Origin of the sequence: Pseudomonas saudiphocaensis (genome assembly GCF_000756775.1) — a bacterium.
Classification (GTDB): domain Bacteria; phylum Pseudomonadota; class Gammaproteobacteria; order Pseudomonadales; family Pseudomonadaceae; genus Stutzerimonas; species Stutzerimonas saudiphocaensis.
Map to the genome: position 1 here is coordinate 1,715,098 of NZ_CCSF01000001.1, position 15,640 is coordinate 1,730,737.

19 protein-coding genes are annotated in these 15,640 nt (G+C 60.7%); 6 read left to right on the forward strand and 13 right to left on the reverse strand.

Going from position 1 to position 15,640, the window contains the following annotated elements; translation table 11 throughout:
• Positions 1 to 11: 11 nt before the first annotated feature.
• Together cysD and BN1079_RS07970 are read right to left on the reverse strand one after the other, a co-directional pair.
• Entirely contained in the window at positions 12 to 929 is a 918-nt protein-coding gene (gene cysD, locus BN1079_RS07965; protein WP_037023512.1) for a sulfate adenylyltransferase subunit CysD, read from the reverse strand.
• A gap of 162 nt (positions 930 to 1,091) precedes the next feature.
• A complete protein-coding gene (locus BN1079_RS07970; RefSeq protein WP_037026705.1) occupies positions 1,092 to 1,850 on the reverse strand; it encodes a Nif3-like dinuclear metal center hexameric protein in 759 nt (252 codons plus the stop codon).
• A gap of 152 nt (positions 1,851 to 2,002) precedes the next feature.
• On the opposite strand from BN1079_RS07970, the gene algW reads away from it, so the two are divergent.
• Complete coding sequence (algW, locus tag BN1079_RS07975) at positions 2,003 to 3,145, forward strand: Do family serine endopeptidase AlgW (protein WP_037023513.1); 1,143 nt, start codon at positions 2,003 to 2,005, stop codon at positions 3,143 to 3,145.
• Positions 3,146 to 3,245: 100 nt separating this feature from the next.
• Here the strand turns inward: algW and hisC are convergent, their stop codons facing one another.
• From hisC to BN1079_RS08030, 11 genes are all read right to left on the reverse strand, one after another.
• Entirely contained in the window at positions 3,246 to 4,304 is a 1,059-nt protein-coding gene (gene hisC / locus BN1079_RS07980; RefSeq protein WP_037023514.1) for a histidinol-phosphate transaminase, read from the reverse strand.
• 130 nt (positions 4,305 to 4,434) lie between these two features.
• A complete protein-coding gene (gene hisD, locus BN1079_RS07985) occupies positions 4,435 to 5,745 on the reverse strand; it encodes a histidinol dehydrogenase (RefSeq protein WP_037023516.1) in 1,311 nt (436 codons plus the stop codon).
• Between the two features lie 111 nt (positions 5,746 to 5,856).
• On the reverse strand, positions 5,857 to 6,486 hold the full coding sequence (hisG, locus tag BN1079_RS07990; protein WP_037023518.1) for an ATP phosphoribosyltransferase: 630 nt from the start codon (positions 6,484 to 6,486) through the stop codon (positions 5,857 to 5,859).
• Positions 6,487 to 6,507: 21 nt separating this feature from the next.
• A complete protein-coding gene (gene murA / locus BN1079_RS07995) occupies positions 6,508 to 7,773 on the reverse strand; it encodes a UDP-N-acetylglucosamine 1-carboxyvinyltransferase (RefSeq protein ID WP_037023520.1) in 1,266 nt (421 codons plus the stop codon).
• Between the two features lie 91 nt (positions 7,774 to 7,864).
• Positions 7,865 to 8,104, reverse strand: a complete 240-nt coding sequence (locus BN1079_RS08000) for a BolA family protein (RefSeq protein ID WP_037023522.1) — start codon at positions 8,102 to 8,104, stop codon at positions 7,865 to 7,867.
• Between the two features lie 88 nt (positions 8,105 to 8,192).
• Positions 8,193 to 8,675: a phosphate-starvation-inducible protein PsiE gene (locus BN1079_RS08005; protein ID WP_037023523.1), complete on the reverse strand. Its 483-nt coding sequence runs from the start codon at positions 8,673 to 8,675 to the stop codon at positions 8,193 to 8,195.
• Positions 8,675 to 9,016 carry an STAS domain-containing protein gene (locus tag BN1079_RS08010; RefSeq protein ID WP_037023524.1) on the reverse strand — a complete coding sequence of 114 codons (342 nt, stop codon included), beginning with the start codon at positions 9,014 to 9,016 and terminating at the stop codon, positions 8,675 to 8,677. The genes BN1079_RS08005 and BN1079_RS08010 overlap by 1 nt, the downstream gene beginning before the upstream one ends.
• Positions 9,009 to 9,656, reverse strand: coding sequence for an MlaC/ttg2D family ABC transporter substrate-binding protein (locus BN1079_RS08015; protein WP_037023525.1), 648 nt, complete (start codon positions 9,654 to 9,656; stop codon positions 9,009 to 9,011). The genes BN1079_RS08010 and BN1079_RS08015 overlap by 8 nt, the downstream gene beginning before the upstream one ends.
• Positions 9,657 to 9,683: 27 nt before the next feature.
• A complete protein-coding gene (gene mlaD / locus BN1079_RS08020; protein ID WP_037023526.1) occupies positions 9,684 to 10,142 on the reverse strand; it encodes an outer membrane lipid asymmetry maintenance protein MlaD in 459 nt (152 codons plus the stop codon).
• Entirely contained in the window at positions 10,142 to 10,939 is a 798-nt protein-coding gene (gene mlaE, locus BN1079_RS08025) for a lipid asymmetry maintenance ABC transporter permease subunit MlaE (protein WP_037023527.1), read from the reverse strand. Before mlaE ends, mlaD begins: the two co-directional genes overlap by 1 nt.
• A complete protein-coding gene (locus BN1079_RS08030; protein ID WP_037023528.1) occupies positions 10,932 to 11,747 on the reverse strand; it encodes an ABC transporter ATP-binding protein in 816 nt (271 codons plus the stop codon). The genes mlaE and BN1079_RS08030 overlap by 8 nt, the downstream gene beginning before the upstream one ends.
• Positions 11,748 to 11,989: 242 nt before the next feature.
• Between BN1079_RS08030 and BN1079_RS08035 the strand changes: the two genes are divergently transcribed.
• The 5 genes from BN1079_RS08035 to lptB are packed head-to-tail and all read left to right on the forward strand — an operon-like array spanning position 11,990 to position 15,347.
• Entirely contained in the window at positions 11,990 to 12,970 is a 981-nt protein-coding gene (locus tag BN1079_RS08035) for a KpsF/GutQ family sugar-phosphate isomerase (protein ID WP_171819294.1), read from the forward strand.
• A complete protein-coding gene (locus BN1079_RS08040) occupies positions 12,970 to 13,491 on the forward strand; it encodes a KdsC family phosphatase (RefSeq protein WP_037023531.1) in 522 nt (173 codons plus the stop codon). The genes BN1079_RS08035 and BN1079_RS08040 overlap by 1 nt, the downstream gene beginning before the upstream one ends.
• Positions 13,492 to 13,499: 8 nt before the next feature.
• Entirely contained in the window at positions 13,500 to 14,072 is a 573-nt protein-coding gene (gene lptC / locus BN1079_RS08045) for an LPS export ABC transporter periplasmic protein LptC (protein ID WP_037023532.1), read from the forward strand.
• Entirely contained in the window at positions 14,059 to 14,622 is a 564-nt protein-coding gene (gene lptA / locus BN1079_RS08050) for a lipopolysaccharide transport periplasmic protein LptA (RefSeq protein ID WP_037023533.1), read from the forward strand. The genes lptC and lptA overlap by 14 nt, the downstream gene beginning before the upstream one ends.
• The gene (gene lptB / locus BN1079_RS08055; RefSeq protein WP_037023535.1) at positions 14,622 to 15,347 is read left to right on the forward strand and encodes an LPS export ABC transporter ATP-binding protein; all 726 of its coding nucleotides are present in this window, start codon (positions 14,622 to 14,624) and stop codon (positions 15,345 to 15,347) included. Before lptA ends, lptB begins: the two co-directional genes overlap by 1 nt.
• Positions 15,348 to 15,640 lie beyond the last annotated feature (293 nt).

Below are 15,640 nucleotides of genomic sequence, written 5' to 3' on the forward strand. Positions count from 1 at the left end.
GTGCGGAATCCTTAGAAGTAGCCCTGGCGTTTTTTCTCTTCCATCGAACCGGCGCCATCGTGGTCGATAACGCGGCCCTGGCGTTCGGAGGTTCGGGTCAGGAGCATTTCCTGGATGATCTCGGGCAGCGAAGCAGCTGTGGACTCCACGGCGCCAGTCAGCGGGTAGCAACCCAGGGTGCGGAAACGGACCATGCGTTTTTCGATACGTGCCTTTTCCTCATCGGTGAGGTGCTCGAGGATACGCTCGTCGTCGATCATGATCAGCGTGCCGTTCTTCTCGATCACCTCGCGCTCGGCTGCAAAGTACAGCGGCACGATCGGAATGCCTTCCAGATAGATGTATTGCCAGATATCCAGCTCGGTCCAGTTTGATAGCGGGAAAACGCGGATCGACTCGCCCTTGGTGACCTTGCCGTTGTAAACGTTCCACAACTCGGGGCGCTGGTTCTTCGGGTCCCAGCGATGCTTGCCGTCGCGGAAGGAGTAAACGCGCTCCTTGGCCCGGGACTTCTCTTCATCGCGGCGCGCACCACCAAAAGCGGCATCGAAACCATGCTTGTCCAGCGCCTGCTTGAGGCCCTCGGTCTTCATGATGTCGGTGTGCTTGGCGCTGCCATGGGTAAAGGGGTTGATATCCTGAGCGATGCCGTCCGGGTTCACATGGGTGATCAAATCCAGATCCATCTCAGCGACCATCTTGTCGCGGAAACTGTACATTTCCTGGAATTTCCAACGTGTATCCACGTGCATCACCGGAAACGGCAGTTTGCCCGGGTAGAACGCTTTGCGTGCCAGGTGCAGCATCACGGCTGAATCTTTGCCGATGGAATAGAGCATCACCGGGTTGTCGAACTCGGCGGCCACCTCGCGGATGATGTGGATGCTTTCCGCCTCCAGCTCTTTCAGATGCGTCAGTTTGTCGACCATGGCTACTCACGAATATGCAGATGGAAGGCCAGCAGGCCATAAAGAAGGGCGCAACTTTAACACGCCGCCCGATTCTAATCAGGCAGCTCCTTAGAACGAAATGGACTAGATTTATATCAACTGAAACGCCCGACGGCCCGGGCTTGGTCAGCAGAAAAACGGTCAGGCCGGGTTGGGACAGTCAATGAAAATGTGTTCGATATCGAAACGACGCGCCAGGTATTCGCCGAGCGCCTGAACCCCATACCGCTCGGTGGCATGATGGCCGGCGGCAAAAAAACTCAGGCCATTCTCGCGCGCGCTGTGCACGGTGGGTTCGGAGATTTCCCCTGTCAGATAGGCATCCACGCCTGCTGCCACAGCCTTGTCGATGTAGCCCTGAGCACCACCGGTACACCAGCCGACACGACTGATCAGGCCGTTGCCTTCAACCACCAGCGGCTCACGCTGGAGCTTTTCCTGCACCAGCCGGGCGAACTCGGCAGGCGTCAGCGGCGTTGCCAGTGAACCGACCAAACCGACAGTTTTCGGGTTGTCCGGCTCCAGCAGCTCTTCGATGGTCAGGCCCAGCAGCCGCGCCAGTTGCACGTTGTTGCCGACTTCTTCGTGCACATCTAGGGGCAGGTGATAGGCGAGCAGGCTAATATCATGGTTAAGCAGGGTTTTCAGGCGCCGCTGCTTCATCCCCACGATGCGGGCGTCTTCGTTTTTCCAGAAATAGCCATGATGCACCAGCACTGCATCCGCCTCTGCCGCTACCGCAGCATCGAGCAGCGCCTGGCTGGCGGTCACACCACTGACGATACGGCGCACCTCGGACCGACCCTCGACCTGCAGACCGTTGGGGCAGTAGTCGGGTATTTTTGTCACGTTCAGGTAGCGATCGGTCTCAGCGACCAGCGTGGCCAGTGCAATTGCCATGGAAAGGAACTCCTGAAATCGGTTGGAATAAGCGAAAGGCAAACGCTGGCGGCTGATAATCAGCACGCTGCATTTCAGCGCCAGCTTCGTATAATGCCGCCACCTTAAAGGGGGCACTCTCCCCCCGCAACCTGCCCGGATTGCATGTTCAGATGATCAACGCCCTGCGCTACCTGGGCTGGCCCCTGCTGGCCGGCCTGCTCCTCGCCCTGCTGATCATCCAGCGCTACCCGCACTGGGTGGGGCTGAAAACCGAGCCAGCCTACACTCTGCAACAAGCTCCACAGTCCTCAGGACCGTATTCCTACGCCAGTGCAGTCAGCCGCGCCGCACCGGCGGTAGCCAATCTGTACACCACCAAGGTCATCGAAAAGCCCCAGCAGGAGACGCCCAAGGACGACCCGGTCTTCCAGCGCTTCTTCAACGACAACAACCTCCCGCACCAACGGCGCATGGAGTCGAGTCTCGGTTCAGCGGTAATCATGAGCCCCGAAGGCTACCTGCTGACCAACAACCATGTGACTGCCAATGCTGAGCAGATCGTGGTGGCATTGCGTGATGGCCGGGAAACCCTGGCACGCGTGATTGGCAGCGACCCGGAAACCGATCTCGCAGTACTGAAGATCGACCTTGCAAACCTTCCGGCCATCACCCTTGGACGCTCGGACAGCATTCGTGTAGGCGATGTGACCCTGGCGATTGGCAACCCGTTCGGCGTAGGGCAGACGGTGACCATGGGCATCATCAGTGCCACCGGACGCAACCAGCTTGGGCTCAATACCTATGAAGACTTCATCCAGACTGACGCCGCGATCAACCGCGGTAATTCGGGTGGTGCGCTGGTGGATGCAGCAGGCCATCTAATCGGCATCAACACGGCGATCATCTCCGAATCCGGCGGCTCTCAGGGCATCGGTTTCGCGATACCGGTGAAGCTCGCCATGGATGTGATGAAGGCGATCATCGAACAGGGACAGGTCATTCGCGGCTGGCTTGGTGTAACGGTGCAATCGCTGACCCAGGAACTGGCCGAGTCCTTCGGCCAGCCCGGCAGGCCCGGAATCGTGGTGGCTGGCGTTCATCGCGATGGCCCTGCGGAGCGTGCCGGCCTGCGCCCTGGCGACCTGATCCTCAGCATCGACGGCCAACAGGCCAACGACGGCCGCAACTCGATGAACCAGGTGGCTCGCGCACGGCCTGGCGACAAGATCGACATTGTCATCCTCCGTAACGGTGAACAACTGACGCTGAAAGCCGAAATCGGTATTAGGCCGCCGGCAGAGCCAAAGCCGTAAGAGCAGAAGGAATCGCCACGGCGACCCATTTGACAAGCAGGCAGGACAGCAGGCGGGATCTGCCATAGAGCAGATTCAGCCTGCCGAAGTCCGAGCCACCCTACCCCAGGATCTTTGCGAGCGAATCCAGCAGCGCCTGGTTATGCTCCGTGGTACCGATGGTGATGCGCAGGTATTGATCGATACGCGGCAGCTTGAAGTGGCGAACGATCACACCGTCTTCACGGAGTGCCGCAGCCAGCGCAGCAGCGTCGTGTGCAGGGTGGCAGGCGAAGATGAAGTTGGCCGCCGAGGGCAGCACGGCGAAGCCCAGCGCGGTCAACGCCTCGGTAACGCTGTCGCGGCTGGCGATGACCTGGCGGCAGGTCTGCTCGAAGTACTCACGGTCCTCGAATGCCGCAGCGGCGCCAGCAATGGCGATGCGGTCCAGAGGGTAGGAGTTGAAGCTGTTCTTGATCCGCTCCAGCGCCTCGATCAGGTCCGGATGACCGACCGCCAACCCGACGCGCAAACCAGCCAATGAGCGCGACTTGGATAGCGTCTGGGTCACCAGCAGGTTCGGATAGCGGTCGACCAGGGCAATAGCCGTCTCGCCGCCGAAATCGATATAGGCCTCGTCCACCAGCACTACGGAATCGGGATTGGCCTGCAACAGCCGCTCGATGGCCGCCAGCGCAAGCACCCGCCCCGTAGGCGCATTGGGATTGGGGAAAATGATGCCACCGTTGGGCCGGCTGTAATCGGCCACATCGATCTGGAACTCGTCATCCAGCGCGATGGCTTCGTAGTCGATGCCGTAAAGCCCGCAGTAGACCGGGTAGAAGCTATAGGTGACATCGGGGAACAGCAGCGGCTTGCCGTGCTGGAACAGACCATGGAAGGCGTGCGCCAGCACTTCGTCGGAACCGTTACCAACGAACACCTGAGCGGGCTGCACGCCGTAATACTCGGCTACCGCCTGCTTGAGGCGCTCGCCGTTGGGGTCCGGATACAGGCGCAAGGTGTCACCGATCTCTGCCTGCATTGCGGCAAGCGCCTTGGGCGACGGGCCGTAGGGGTTCTCATTGGTATTGAGCTTGACCAGCTTGCTCAGCTTCGGCTGCTCACCTGGCACGTAGGGCACAAGGGTCTTGACGAAGGGGCTCCAGAATTTGCTCACGGCCCTGCTCTCCTTAGGAATTCAACGGTTTTCCCGCACTATTTACTGGAGGAGCCAGCTTGCTGGCGATCATGCGTCACACAGCCGTCCGTTCGCGAGCAAGCTCGCCCCTACAGATCCGGTGTTCGTCTCAGGGCTTGATGCGGTATTCAGCGCTGCGCGCGTGGGCGGTCAACGATTCTCCGCGCGCCAGCACCGAGGCCACCTTGCCCAGTTCCGAAGCGCCCTCGGCCGAGCAGTGAATGATCGACGAACGTTTCTGGAAGTCGTACACCCCGAGCGGCGAGGAGAAGCGCGCAGTACCCGAGGTCGGCAGCACATGGTTGGGCCCGGCGCAGTAGTCGCCCAGCGCCTCGGCAGTGTAGCGGCCCATGAAAATCGCACCGGCATGGCGGATCTGATCCAGATACTGCTCGGGCTTTTCCACTGACAGCTCCAGGTGCTCCGGGGCAATGCGGTTGGCCACTTCGATGGCCTGCTGCATGTCGGCCACCTGAATCAGCGCACCACGGGCCTCGATGGAAGTACGGGCAATGTCCGCGCGCTCCAGGGTCGGCAGCAGGCGCTGGATGCTCTCAGCAACCTTGTCGAGGAAGGCTGCGTCGGGGCTGACCAGAATCGACTGGGCATCCTCGTCGTGCTCGGCCTGGGAGAACAGGTCCATGGCGATCCAGTCCGGATCGGTCTGGCCGTCGCAGACCACGAGGATTTCCGATGGCCCGGCAATCATGTCGATGCCTACCTTGCCGAAGACGTGACGCTTGGCGGTGGCTACATAGATATTTCCGGGACCGACGATCTTGTCCACCGGCGGTACACTTTCGGTGCCGTAGGCCAGCGCTGCGACGGCCTGAGCACCACCGATGGTGAAGACCCGATCGACGCCGGCGATACAGGCGGCAGCCAGTACCAGCTCATTGATTTCGCCACGCGGGGTCGGTACCACCATGACCACCTCGGGTACCCCGGCCACCTTTGCCGGAATCGCGTTCATCAATACCGAGGACGGATAGGACGCCTTGCCACCCGGCACATAGAGGCCAGCGCGATCCAGCGGAGTAACTTTCTGCCCTAGCACCGTGCCGTCGGCCTCGGTGTAGGTCCAGGAGTCCTGCTTCTGCCGTTCGTGATAGGTACGCACGCGCTCGGCGGCTACTTCCAAAGCCCGGCGCTGCTCGGGGGAGATGCGCTCAAGCGCCAGTTCCAGACGCTCACGGGGAAGGATCAGACCGGCCATGGAGGTGACCTCAAGGCCGTCGAAACGCTGGGTCAGTTCCACCAGCGCCGCATCACCACGCTCGCGCACGGCGCGGATAATCTCCAGTACACGCTGGTTGACGCCATCGTCGGAAACACTTTCCCAGCTCAGCAGATGATCCAGATGCCGGGCGAAATCGGCATCTGCAGCGTTGAGTCGGCGAATGGCGGTGGCAGCGGTCATAGCGGGCCTCATGAGGGGGTACGTCGAAACTGTGGCAGGTGCCCTAGATTAACAAGCCAAGCGTGCGGGCACCCTGAAATTCAGACTATGGCGCGGATAGACCGCGCAGGCTCAGGCGCGCTGAGCGACGGCGCTCTGCAGTGCATCGATCAACGCCTGGATACGGCTGTGCTGCATCTTCATCGAGGCCTTGTTGACCACCAGCCGCGAGCTGATATGGCAGATCAGCTCCTGCGGCTCCAGGCCATTGGCCCGCAGCGTGTTGCCGGTATCCACCACGTCGATGATCTTGTCAGCCAGACCTACCAGCGGCGCCAACTCCATCGAGCCATACAGTTTGATGACGTCGACCTGGCGACCCTGTTCGGCGTAGTAGCGCTTGGCGATGTTGACGAACTTGGTCGCCACGCGCAGGCGCCCTTTCGGCTCCGGAGCACCGACCCGACCAGCTGTCATCAACTTGCACTTGGCAATGTTCAGGTCCAGCGGCTCATACAGGCCCTGCCCACCATACTCCATCAGGACGTCCTTGCCGGCCACGCCCAGGTCCGCAGCACCATGCTCAACGTATGTTGGCACGTCGGTGGCGCGCACGATCAGCAGACGCACGTCGTCCTGAGTGGTGGGGATGATCAGCTTGCGGCTCTTTTCCGGATTCTCGGTGGGAACGATACCGGCAGCCGCCAACAGCGGCAGGGTGTCATCGAGAATGCGGCCTTTGGACAGGGCGATGGTCAGCATTGCGTTGTTCCTTGAGTGGCCTCAGCCCGCTACGCGGCGAATTTTCGCGCCCAGCAGCTGCAGTTTTTCCTCGATGCATTCGTAGCCGCGGTCGATGTGGTAGATGCGGTCGATCAGCGTATCGCCCTCTGCCACCAGGCCGGCAATGACCAGGCTCGCCGAGGCGCGCAGGTCGGTGGCCATGACCGGTGCACCCTTGAGCCGCGGTACGCCGGTGACGATGGCGGTATTGCCCTCGACCAGAATCTGCGCACCCATGCGGTTCATTTCGTAGACGTGCATGAAACGGTTCTCGAACACCGTCTCGATCACCGTGCCGGTGCCCTCGGCAACCGCGTTCAAGGCGATGAATTGTGCCTGCATGTCAGTGGGAAACGCCGGATACGGTGCGGTGCGAAGATTGACCGCGCGCGGGCGGTTGCCCTTCATGTCCAGCGAGATCCAGTCCTTGCCGGTATCGATGTGAGCGCCGGCCTCTTCCAGCTTGTGCAATACGGCTTCAAGCAGGGTGGCGTCGGTATCTTTGAGCTTCACGCGGCCACCGGTGGCGGCAGCAGCGACCAGGTAGGTACCGGTCTCGATACGGTCGGGCATTACGCTGTAACGACCACCGCCCAGGCGCTTGACGCCATCAATGGTAATGGTGTCGGTGCCGGCGCCGGAAACTTTTGCGCCCATGGCGTTGAGGAAGTTGGCCAGATCGACCACTTCCGGCTCGCGCGCGGCGTTCTCCAGCACACTGCGGCCATTGGCCAGCGCCGCGGCCATCATGATGTTCTCGGTACCGGTAACGCTGACGATATCGAAGAAGAAATGCGCGCCACGCAGGCCGCCGGCGGGCGCCTTGGCTTTGATGTAACCGCCTTCCACATCGATTTGTGCGCCCATGGCTTCCAACCCGCGGATGTGCAGGTCCACCGGACGCGAACCAATGGCACAGCCACCTGGCAAGGCCACTTCGGCCTCACCGAAGCGCGCGACCATGGGGCCGAGCACGAGGATCGAGGCGCGCATGGTCTTGACCAGCTCATAGGGCGCGACCAGCGTCTGAATACGGCTGGCGTCAACTTCGACGCTGAGCTTCTCATCGATGATCGGCTGCACACCCATGCGGCCAAACAACTCGATCATGGTGGTGATGTCGTGCAGGTGCGGCAGGTTGCAGACGGTGACGGGGGTGTCAGCCAGCAAGGTTGCGGCGAGGATCGGCAGCGCCGAGTTCTTCGCGCCGGAAATGCGGATTTCGCCGTCGAGACGGGTACCGCCGGTGATGATCAGTTTGTCCATGGATGTTCCTGTAACCCGCAGGTTGGAAACCTTGCCGGAGAGTGGGCGGCGCGCAGCAATGGATACTGCGGCCCTGCCTGGAATGAGGTGTTCAGCCGCGAGCGAGCCAGTCGTTGCGGCTGAAGAATTTCATGGTCACGGCATGAATGCTGCCATCGGCGATCCATGGATTGAGATGGGCATAAATCTGTTGTTGACGCTTGACCGGACTCAGGCCGGCCAGCTCGTCACTGATCACGTTCAACTGGAAGTTGCAGCCTTCGCCTTCGACTTCCACTTGTGCATTCGGAAGTTTCTCTTCCAGGAAACGCTTAACTTCTACAGCCTGCATGTTCAACCTCGATCAGCGCCGGATGCGCACAGCCGGACATCATACAAAAAAGGCCGAAGCCTGCGAAGCCCGAGCATCAGGACGGCCTTTACTCAAGCGTCTCGGCTTCATTGTCCCGCGGCAGTCGGTGACGGCTCTCGGCAGATACCGCCGGGAAGCGCGAGGACGCGTAACGAACCACCAGAATGGCCACCGCCAGCAACAGGATGGCACCTGAAATATAGACCACACCCATATCCGGGCGATGGTGATGCGATACATCGGATATCAACAGACGGGTCAGCGCCGTGATCGCTACATAAATAAGGAAGCGCACCGGCATGTGGTTGGTCTTGAAGTAAATCCCGACCATCGCACCCAGCTCAAGGTAGATGAACAGCAGCAGGATGTCGTCAACCGTAACGTTGCCCTTCTCGACCATGCCGAGAAATGCCACCAGCCCTGCCCACGCCGTGATCGCACCAATGGCAAAAAGCGAAAGATAGTGAAAGGTTTCGACAAACAGATTGCCCAACGACTCGGCCGCTGTATGGACCTTGAGGCGCATTGCTTCTGCCCGACGTAACAGCATCAAAACGCTCCCTGTGCGTCTTTCCCGGCGCCAGTATCCGCCGGCAGCAGAACCTCCAGCAACCCGGATACTGCGGCGATTTCGCGCATGTCATCAGGCAGGCCGGTGATCGCCACCTCGCGCCCCAGCGCCATGGCATCCCGGATAAAGGCCAGCAGCAGGGAGAGCCCGACGCTGCTGGATTTTTCCACCGCCGAGCAATCGATCTGCAAAGGTCCGCTCTTATCAGCGCGAATCAGTGCCTGCCCCTGCCGACGCAAGGCCGGCCCGGACTGATAATCGAGCACGCCGACGAGTCGCAGAACACCATCGGCACCGCGCTCAACGCGGCCCTCAGTCATCGCCGGCAGCCTGCTGCCCGGCCTCGGTGTCCCTGGCCCGTGCGACCACTTCACCCCAGCCATCGATGGTCTTGTCCAGGTCGCCGCCATTACGCTGCATGGCATCGGCGAACTGATCGCGGAACAACTTGCCGATGTTGATGCCGTTGATGATCACGTTGCGCACCAGCCACTCCCCACCCTGATTGACCATGGTGTAGGACACCGGATAGATCTCGCCCTGGCGACCGGTCACCTCCATGCCGACGCTGGTGCGCTCGGGGTCCTGCCTGCCGCTGGCCGGCAGCACACGGATCTGCTGATTGTTGTATTCAAGCAAGGCGTTGCCATAGAACTGCATAAGGCTGCGCTTGAAGTTTTCCTGGAAGCGGTTCATCTGCTCGGCACTGGCAGTGCGCGAATACTTCACCGTCATGATGCTACGGGAAATGCCCTCGGCATCCACCACGGGGCCGAGAATCTCGTTCAGCGATGTGTAGAAGGCATTCGGGTCCTGGCGATACTGCTCCTTGTTAGCCTTGAGATCGGCCAGCAGTTCATCAGTGGTTTTCTGAATGACCTCATGGGCACTCGGTGCGGCCAGCGCCAGCATGGGCAAAGCCAACAACACCAGCAGGCCGCGACGCAGGGCTTTCATCATATTCAGGCTTCTCATCTATTCAGGCCCTTACTCTTTATTTACCGAATTGAGCAAAAACTTGCCGATCAAATCTTCCAGCACCAGGGAAGACTGCGTGTCGCGAATGGTGTCGCCGTCACCGAGGGTTTCCTCCTCGCCACCCACGCTGATGCCGATGTACTTCTCACCCAGCAGGCCGGCGGTGAGGATAGAGGCGGTGGAATCGTAAGGCAGGATATCGACATCCTGCTGGATCTCCATGGTGACGCGACCGGTGTAGCTTTCCCGGTCCAGGTCGATGGCCGTCACCTTGCCAATCGTCACGCCCGCCATGGTCACCTTGGATCTGACCGTGAGGCCGGCGATATTGTCGAAATAGGCGTACAGCCTGTAGGTGTCGCCATTGCTCACGCTCAACCCGCTGACTCTCAACGACAGCAGCAGCAAGGCCAGCACGCCCGCAAGCAGGAACAGGCCAACACCAATTTCCAGGGTGCGGATACGCATCAGAAATCTCCAAACATCAGGGCGGTCAAAATAAAGTCGAGGCCGAGCACCGCCAGTGAGGCGTAGACCACGGTTCGTGTGGTGGCACGGCTGATTCCTTCAGAGGTCGGCTCGCAGTCGTAACCCTGGAACACTGCGATCCAGGTGACGACAAAGGCGAACACCAGGCTCTTGATCACGCCATTGAGCACATCCGAGGTAAAGCTGACGCTGTTCTGCATATTGGCCCAGAACGAACCTTCATAGACGCCCAGCCAGTCTACCGCCACCATGGCGCCGCCCCAGATGCCAACAACGTTGAAAATCACGGTCAGCAGCGGCAACGAAATGAAGCCGGCCCAGAGACGCGGCGCGATGATGTACTTCAGCGGATCGACACCGATCATTTCCAGGCTGGAGAGTTGCTCGGTGGACTTCATGTTGCCGATCTCAGCAGCCAGTGCAGAGCCGGCACGCCCGGCAAACAGCAGCGCAGTCACCACCGGCCCAAGCTCGCGCAGCAGCGTCAGCGCAACCATCTGCCCCACCGCCTGCTCGGAACCATAGCTGCTGAGAATGCTGTACCCCTGAAGCGCCAGCACCATGCCGATAAAGATGCCCGAAACCACCACAATCGCCAGCGACAGCACGCCCACTGAGTAAAGCTGCCTGACCAGCAGGGCAAAGCGGTTGTCCAACCCACTGCGACCAAAGAGTGCGTGGAACAGAAATAGCGTTGCGCGCCCCTGCGCGCCAACAACGTTCAGGCCGGCCTCGCCGACTCTGCGAACGCGTTCGGTAACAGACAACTTACGCATTGGGGCCTCGCAACAGATCCTCGGCATAGGCCGGCGCGGGGAAATGGAAAGGCACCGGGCCGTCCGCCGCGCCACGCATAAACTGCTGCACGCGGGGATTGGTCGAATCGCGCAACTCGGCGGGCGTACCCTGGCCCAGCACCTGACCATCACCGACCACATAAATGTAGTCAGCGATGCTGGAGGTCTCGGCCAGATCATGAGACACCACGATACTGGTGATACCCAGGGCATCGTTGAGCAGACGGATCAGCTTGACCAGCACGCCCATGGCAATGGGATCCTGGCCAGCGAAGGGTTCATCGTAAAGCAGAATCTGCGGGTCCAGCGCGATGGCCCGCGCCAGCGCCACGCGCCGTTTCATACCGCCGGACAGCTCGTCGGGCATCAGCTCGACGGCGCCGCGCAGCCCCACCGCCTGCAATTTCATCAGGACGATGTCGCGGATCATTTCGTCGGGCAGCTTGGTATGCACCCGCAGAGGAAAGGCGACGTTCTCGAACACATCGAGGTCGGTAAACAGCGCGCCGCTCTGGAACAGCACACCGAACTGCTTGCGCATGTCGAACAGCGCGCGACGCCCCAGACTCGGCAGGTTGACGCCATTAACCCACACCTCACCCTTTTCCGGGCGCAACTGGGCGGCGATCAGGCGCAGCAGAGTCGTCTTGCCACAGCCGGACGGACCCATGATGGCCGTCACCTTGCCGCGCGGAATGGCGATATCGACATTATTGAAAATGCTCCGCTCGCCGCGCTTGAAGGTCAGATTCTTCAGCTCGACAGCGTAGGCGCTGGCAACGCTCATCAGTTCTCCTTGGATACAGCCTGCGTTTCAGACGCTCCACGAATCCGCAGGGATACGTCGCAGGGCTGCTTTCGGCGGCGCACTATAGCACCGCGCAGAATCGCTCCCAAGCCGCTGAATGTATCGGCAGGTGAGCAGTGCACCTCCAGGCGCAGGATTGCAAGGCGCAATAAGTCACAGCTTTTTCGGTGAGCAACATACGCTTTGTCGTTATAATCTCGCGTTTTCATTCAGGCGAAGATGTGAACATGAGCCAAAGCAGCCAGCTTATCGAAACCGCCCGACGCACCATCGGCATGGAAATCGAAGCGGTCGAGCAACTCAAGGCTCGCATCGACGAGCAATTCGTCCAGGCTTGCGAACTCATCCTTCAATGCCAGGGCCGCGTGGTTGTGGTGGGCATGGGCAAGTCCGGCCATATCGGCCGCAAGATTGCCGCTACGCTGGCCAGCACCGGCACGCCGGCGTTCTTCGTGCACCCTGCCGAAGCCAGCCACGGCGACATGGGCATGATCACCCAGGATGACGTCGTGCTCGCCCTCTCCAACTCTGGCACCACCAACGAGATCGTCACGCTGCTGCCGCTGATCAAGCGCCTGGGTATCACCCTGATCAGCATGACCGGCAATCCCCAGTCGCTGCTTGCACGCGCCGCCGCGGTCAACCTTGACGCCAGTGTCAGCACCGAGGCCTGCCCGCTGAACCTTGCCCCGACCTCCTCCACCACGGCCAGTCTGGTGCTGGGTGATGCGCTGGCCATCTCTCTGCTCGAAGCGCGAGGCTTCACTGCCGAGGATTTTGCCTTTTCCCATCCCGGCGGGGCGCTGGGCCGACGCCTGCTGCTCAAGGTCGACAACGTGATGCATTCCGGCGACCGCCTGCCACAAGTCAAGAGCGGCACCTCCCTGCGTGATGCGCTGCTGGAAATGACCCGCAAGGGGCTGGGCATGACCGTGGTTCTCGCCGACGACGGCAGCCTCGCCGGGATCTTCACCGACGGCGACCTGCGTCGCACCCTGGACAAGGGCATCGATGTGCGCCAGGCCAGCATTGATGAGGTGATGACCAAGGGCGGCAAAACCGCCAGTGCCGAAATGCTCGCCGCCGAGGCTCTGAAGATCATGGAGGACAATAAGATCAACTCGCTGGTCGTGGTGGATGCCAACCGCCGACCGGTCGGCGCGCTCAACATGCACGATCTGCTGCGTGCGGGAGTAATGTAATGAATGATCTTCTGCACCGCGCCCGGGACATTCGCCTGGCCATATTCGACGTGGACGGAGTGCTGACCGACGGCAAGCTGTATTTCCTGGTCGACGGCAGCGAATTCAAGACCTTCAACACCCTGGACGGCCACGGCATCAAGATGCTGATCAACTCCGGCGTGCGCACCGCGATCATCAGCGGCCGCAAGACCCCTGTGGTCGAACGCCGGGCGCAGAACCTGGGCATCCAGCACCTTTATCAGGGCCGTGAAGACAAGCTGGTGGTGCTCGATGAACTGCTCGCCGAGCTGGGCCTCGACTACTCTGAGGTAGCCTACCTCGGCGACGATCTTCCAGACCTGCCGGTGATTCGCCGGGTCGGCCTGGGCATGGCCGTGGCCAGCGCCGACGCCTTCGTACGCCAGCATGCTCACGGCGTCACCAGCGCTCGCGGCGGCGAGGGTGCAGCACGCGAGTTCTGCGAACTGATCATGCGCGCCCAGGGCACCCTTGCAGCCGCCCAATCGGCCTATCTCTAGAGGTTTCGATGCTGAGCAAGATCCGTCTTCCCGCCATCCTGCTACTGATCGCCCTGTTACTGGCTGCAGCTGGCTATTGGAACATCCGTCCAGAAAGCTTTATGCAGCAACCGCGCACGACCTCGACCGAAGAGTCGCCGATCGATTTCTACGTGATCAACCCGCGCACCGTGCAATATCAGCCGGACGGCAGACGCAACTACGAGCTTACCGCCGAAAGAATGGAGCACATCAAGGCCAGCGACATCAGCCTGCTGACCCGCCCCGACCTGCGCTCCTACCGCGGCACCGAGCTGCCTTGGCACATCACCAGCGAGCGCGGCGAAGTCGGCCCTCAAGGCGAAGAAGTCGAGCTGATTGACAGCGTGCGGATCGAGCGCACCGACGCCGAAGGCCGCCCGACCATCATCACCACTACGCGGATGACGGTTTTGCCCGAGAAGGATTATGCCGAGACCCGACAACCCGTTAGAATCGTCGCCGCGAACGGCGTGACAACTGCCACGGGCATGAAAGCGTACCTGAACGAAGGCAGGATGCTCCTGCTATCCAACGTAAGAGGCCAGCATGAGCTGCGTTAAGACTCTCCCATTCCTGCTCGGTTTGAGCATTTTCCTGCTCGGCAGCAACGCCCACGCCCTTCCTGAAGATCGCAACCAGCCGATCCGGATCCAGGCAGACACCGCCGAACTGGACGATCGCCAGGGCGTTGCGGTCTACCGCGGCGACGTGGTGATCACCCAGGGCACGATGAAGATCACCGGCGACACGGTGACCATCACCCAGGACGGCAATGGCGATGTCGAGGTCTTCACCTCCATCGGCAAGCCCGCCTACTACGAGCAGAAGCCGGCGGTCGACAAGGAGATCGTCAAGGCTTACGGCCTGACCATCCAGTATTTCGCCGCCAACGAACGCATCATCCTGATCGACCAGGCCAAGGTCATCCAGGAGGGCAACACCTTCGAGGGCGAGAAGATCGTCTATGACACCCAGCGCCAGATCGTCAACGCCGGTCGCGCCACCAACGTCGACGTGACCAGCCCTCGCCCACGCGTGGATATGGTCATCCAGCCGCGCAAGAAAGAAGGTTCCGCTACAGGAACGCCGGCTGCGGAGCAGAGCGAGTAATGGCAACCCTCAAGGCCCAGCATCTGGCCAAAAGCTACAAAAGCCGCCAAGTCGTACGCGACGTCAGCCTGTCCATCGAAAGCGGGCAGATCGTCGGGCTGCTGGGCCCGAACGGTGCCGGCAAGACCACTTGCTTCTACATGATCGTCGGCCTGGTGAAGGCCGACCAGGGGCGCGTCTTGATCGACGATCAGGACGTCACTCACCTGCCCATGCACGGCCGCGCGCGCGTTGGCATCGGCTACCTGCCCCAGGAAGCTTCGATCTTTCGCAAGCTGTCGGTCTCTGACAACATCATGGCCATCCTCGAAACCCGCAAGGACCTGGATCGCAATGGTCGCCAGCAAGCCCTGGAAGGCCTGCTGCAGGAGTTCCACATCAACCACATCCGCGACAGCCTCGGTATGAGCCTGTCCGGCGGTGAGCGGCGTCGTGTGGAGATCGCTCGCGCACTGGCCACTGCCCCGAAATTCATCTTGCTGGACGAACCCTTTGCCGGGGTAGACCCGATCTCGGTCGGCGACATCAAGCAGATCATTCACCACCTCAAGTCCAAGGGCATCGGCGTACTGATCACCGATCACAACGTGCGCGAAACACTCGACATCTGCGAAACCGCCTATATCGTCAACGACGGGCAGCTAATTGCCGAAGGCGACGCACAGACCATCCTCGACAACCAGCTGGTCAAGGAAGTCTATCTGGGTCACGAGTTCCGCCTGTAGCAAGCCTTTGAAACAACCTACGTTGGCAATACTTCGTAAAAAGCAGCTTCAGAAAGCCGCTTGCGGCTAACGCGCTTCAGCGCGGCCCGGAGGGCGAGCGAAGTGAGTAATGCTCATTTAGGAAACTAAACCCGTACGCGAGCCCGGTCCGTTCTTCGGCTTTTGACTCGCTGCACTTGCCCTTCGGGCCAGCCTTTGGCTGTTACTCCCGTTGGTCGTTGCGCCTCGTCTTGCCTGCCTCGCTTACGTTTTTTCAAAGACCTGTCTGCCTGCCGTCCTCGAATGGAGCAATT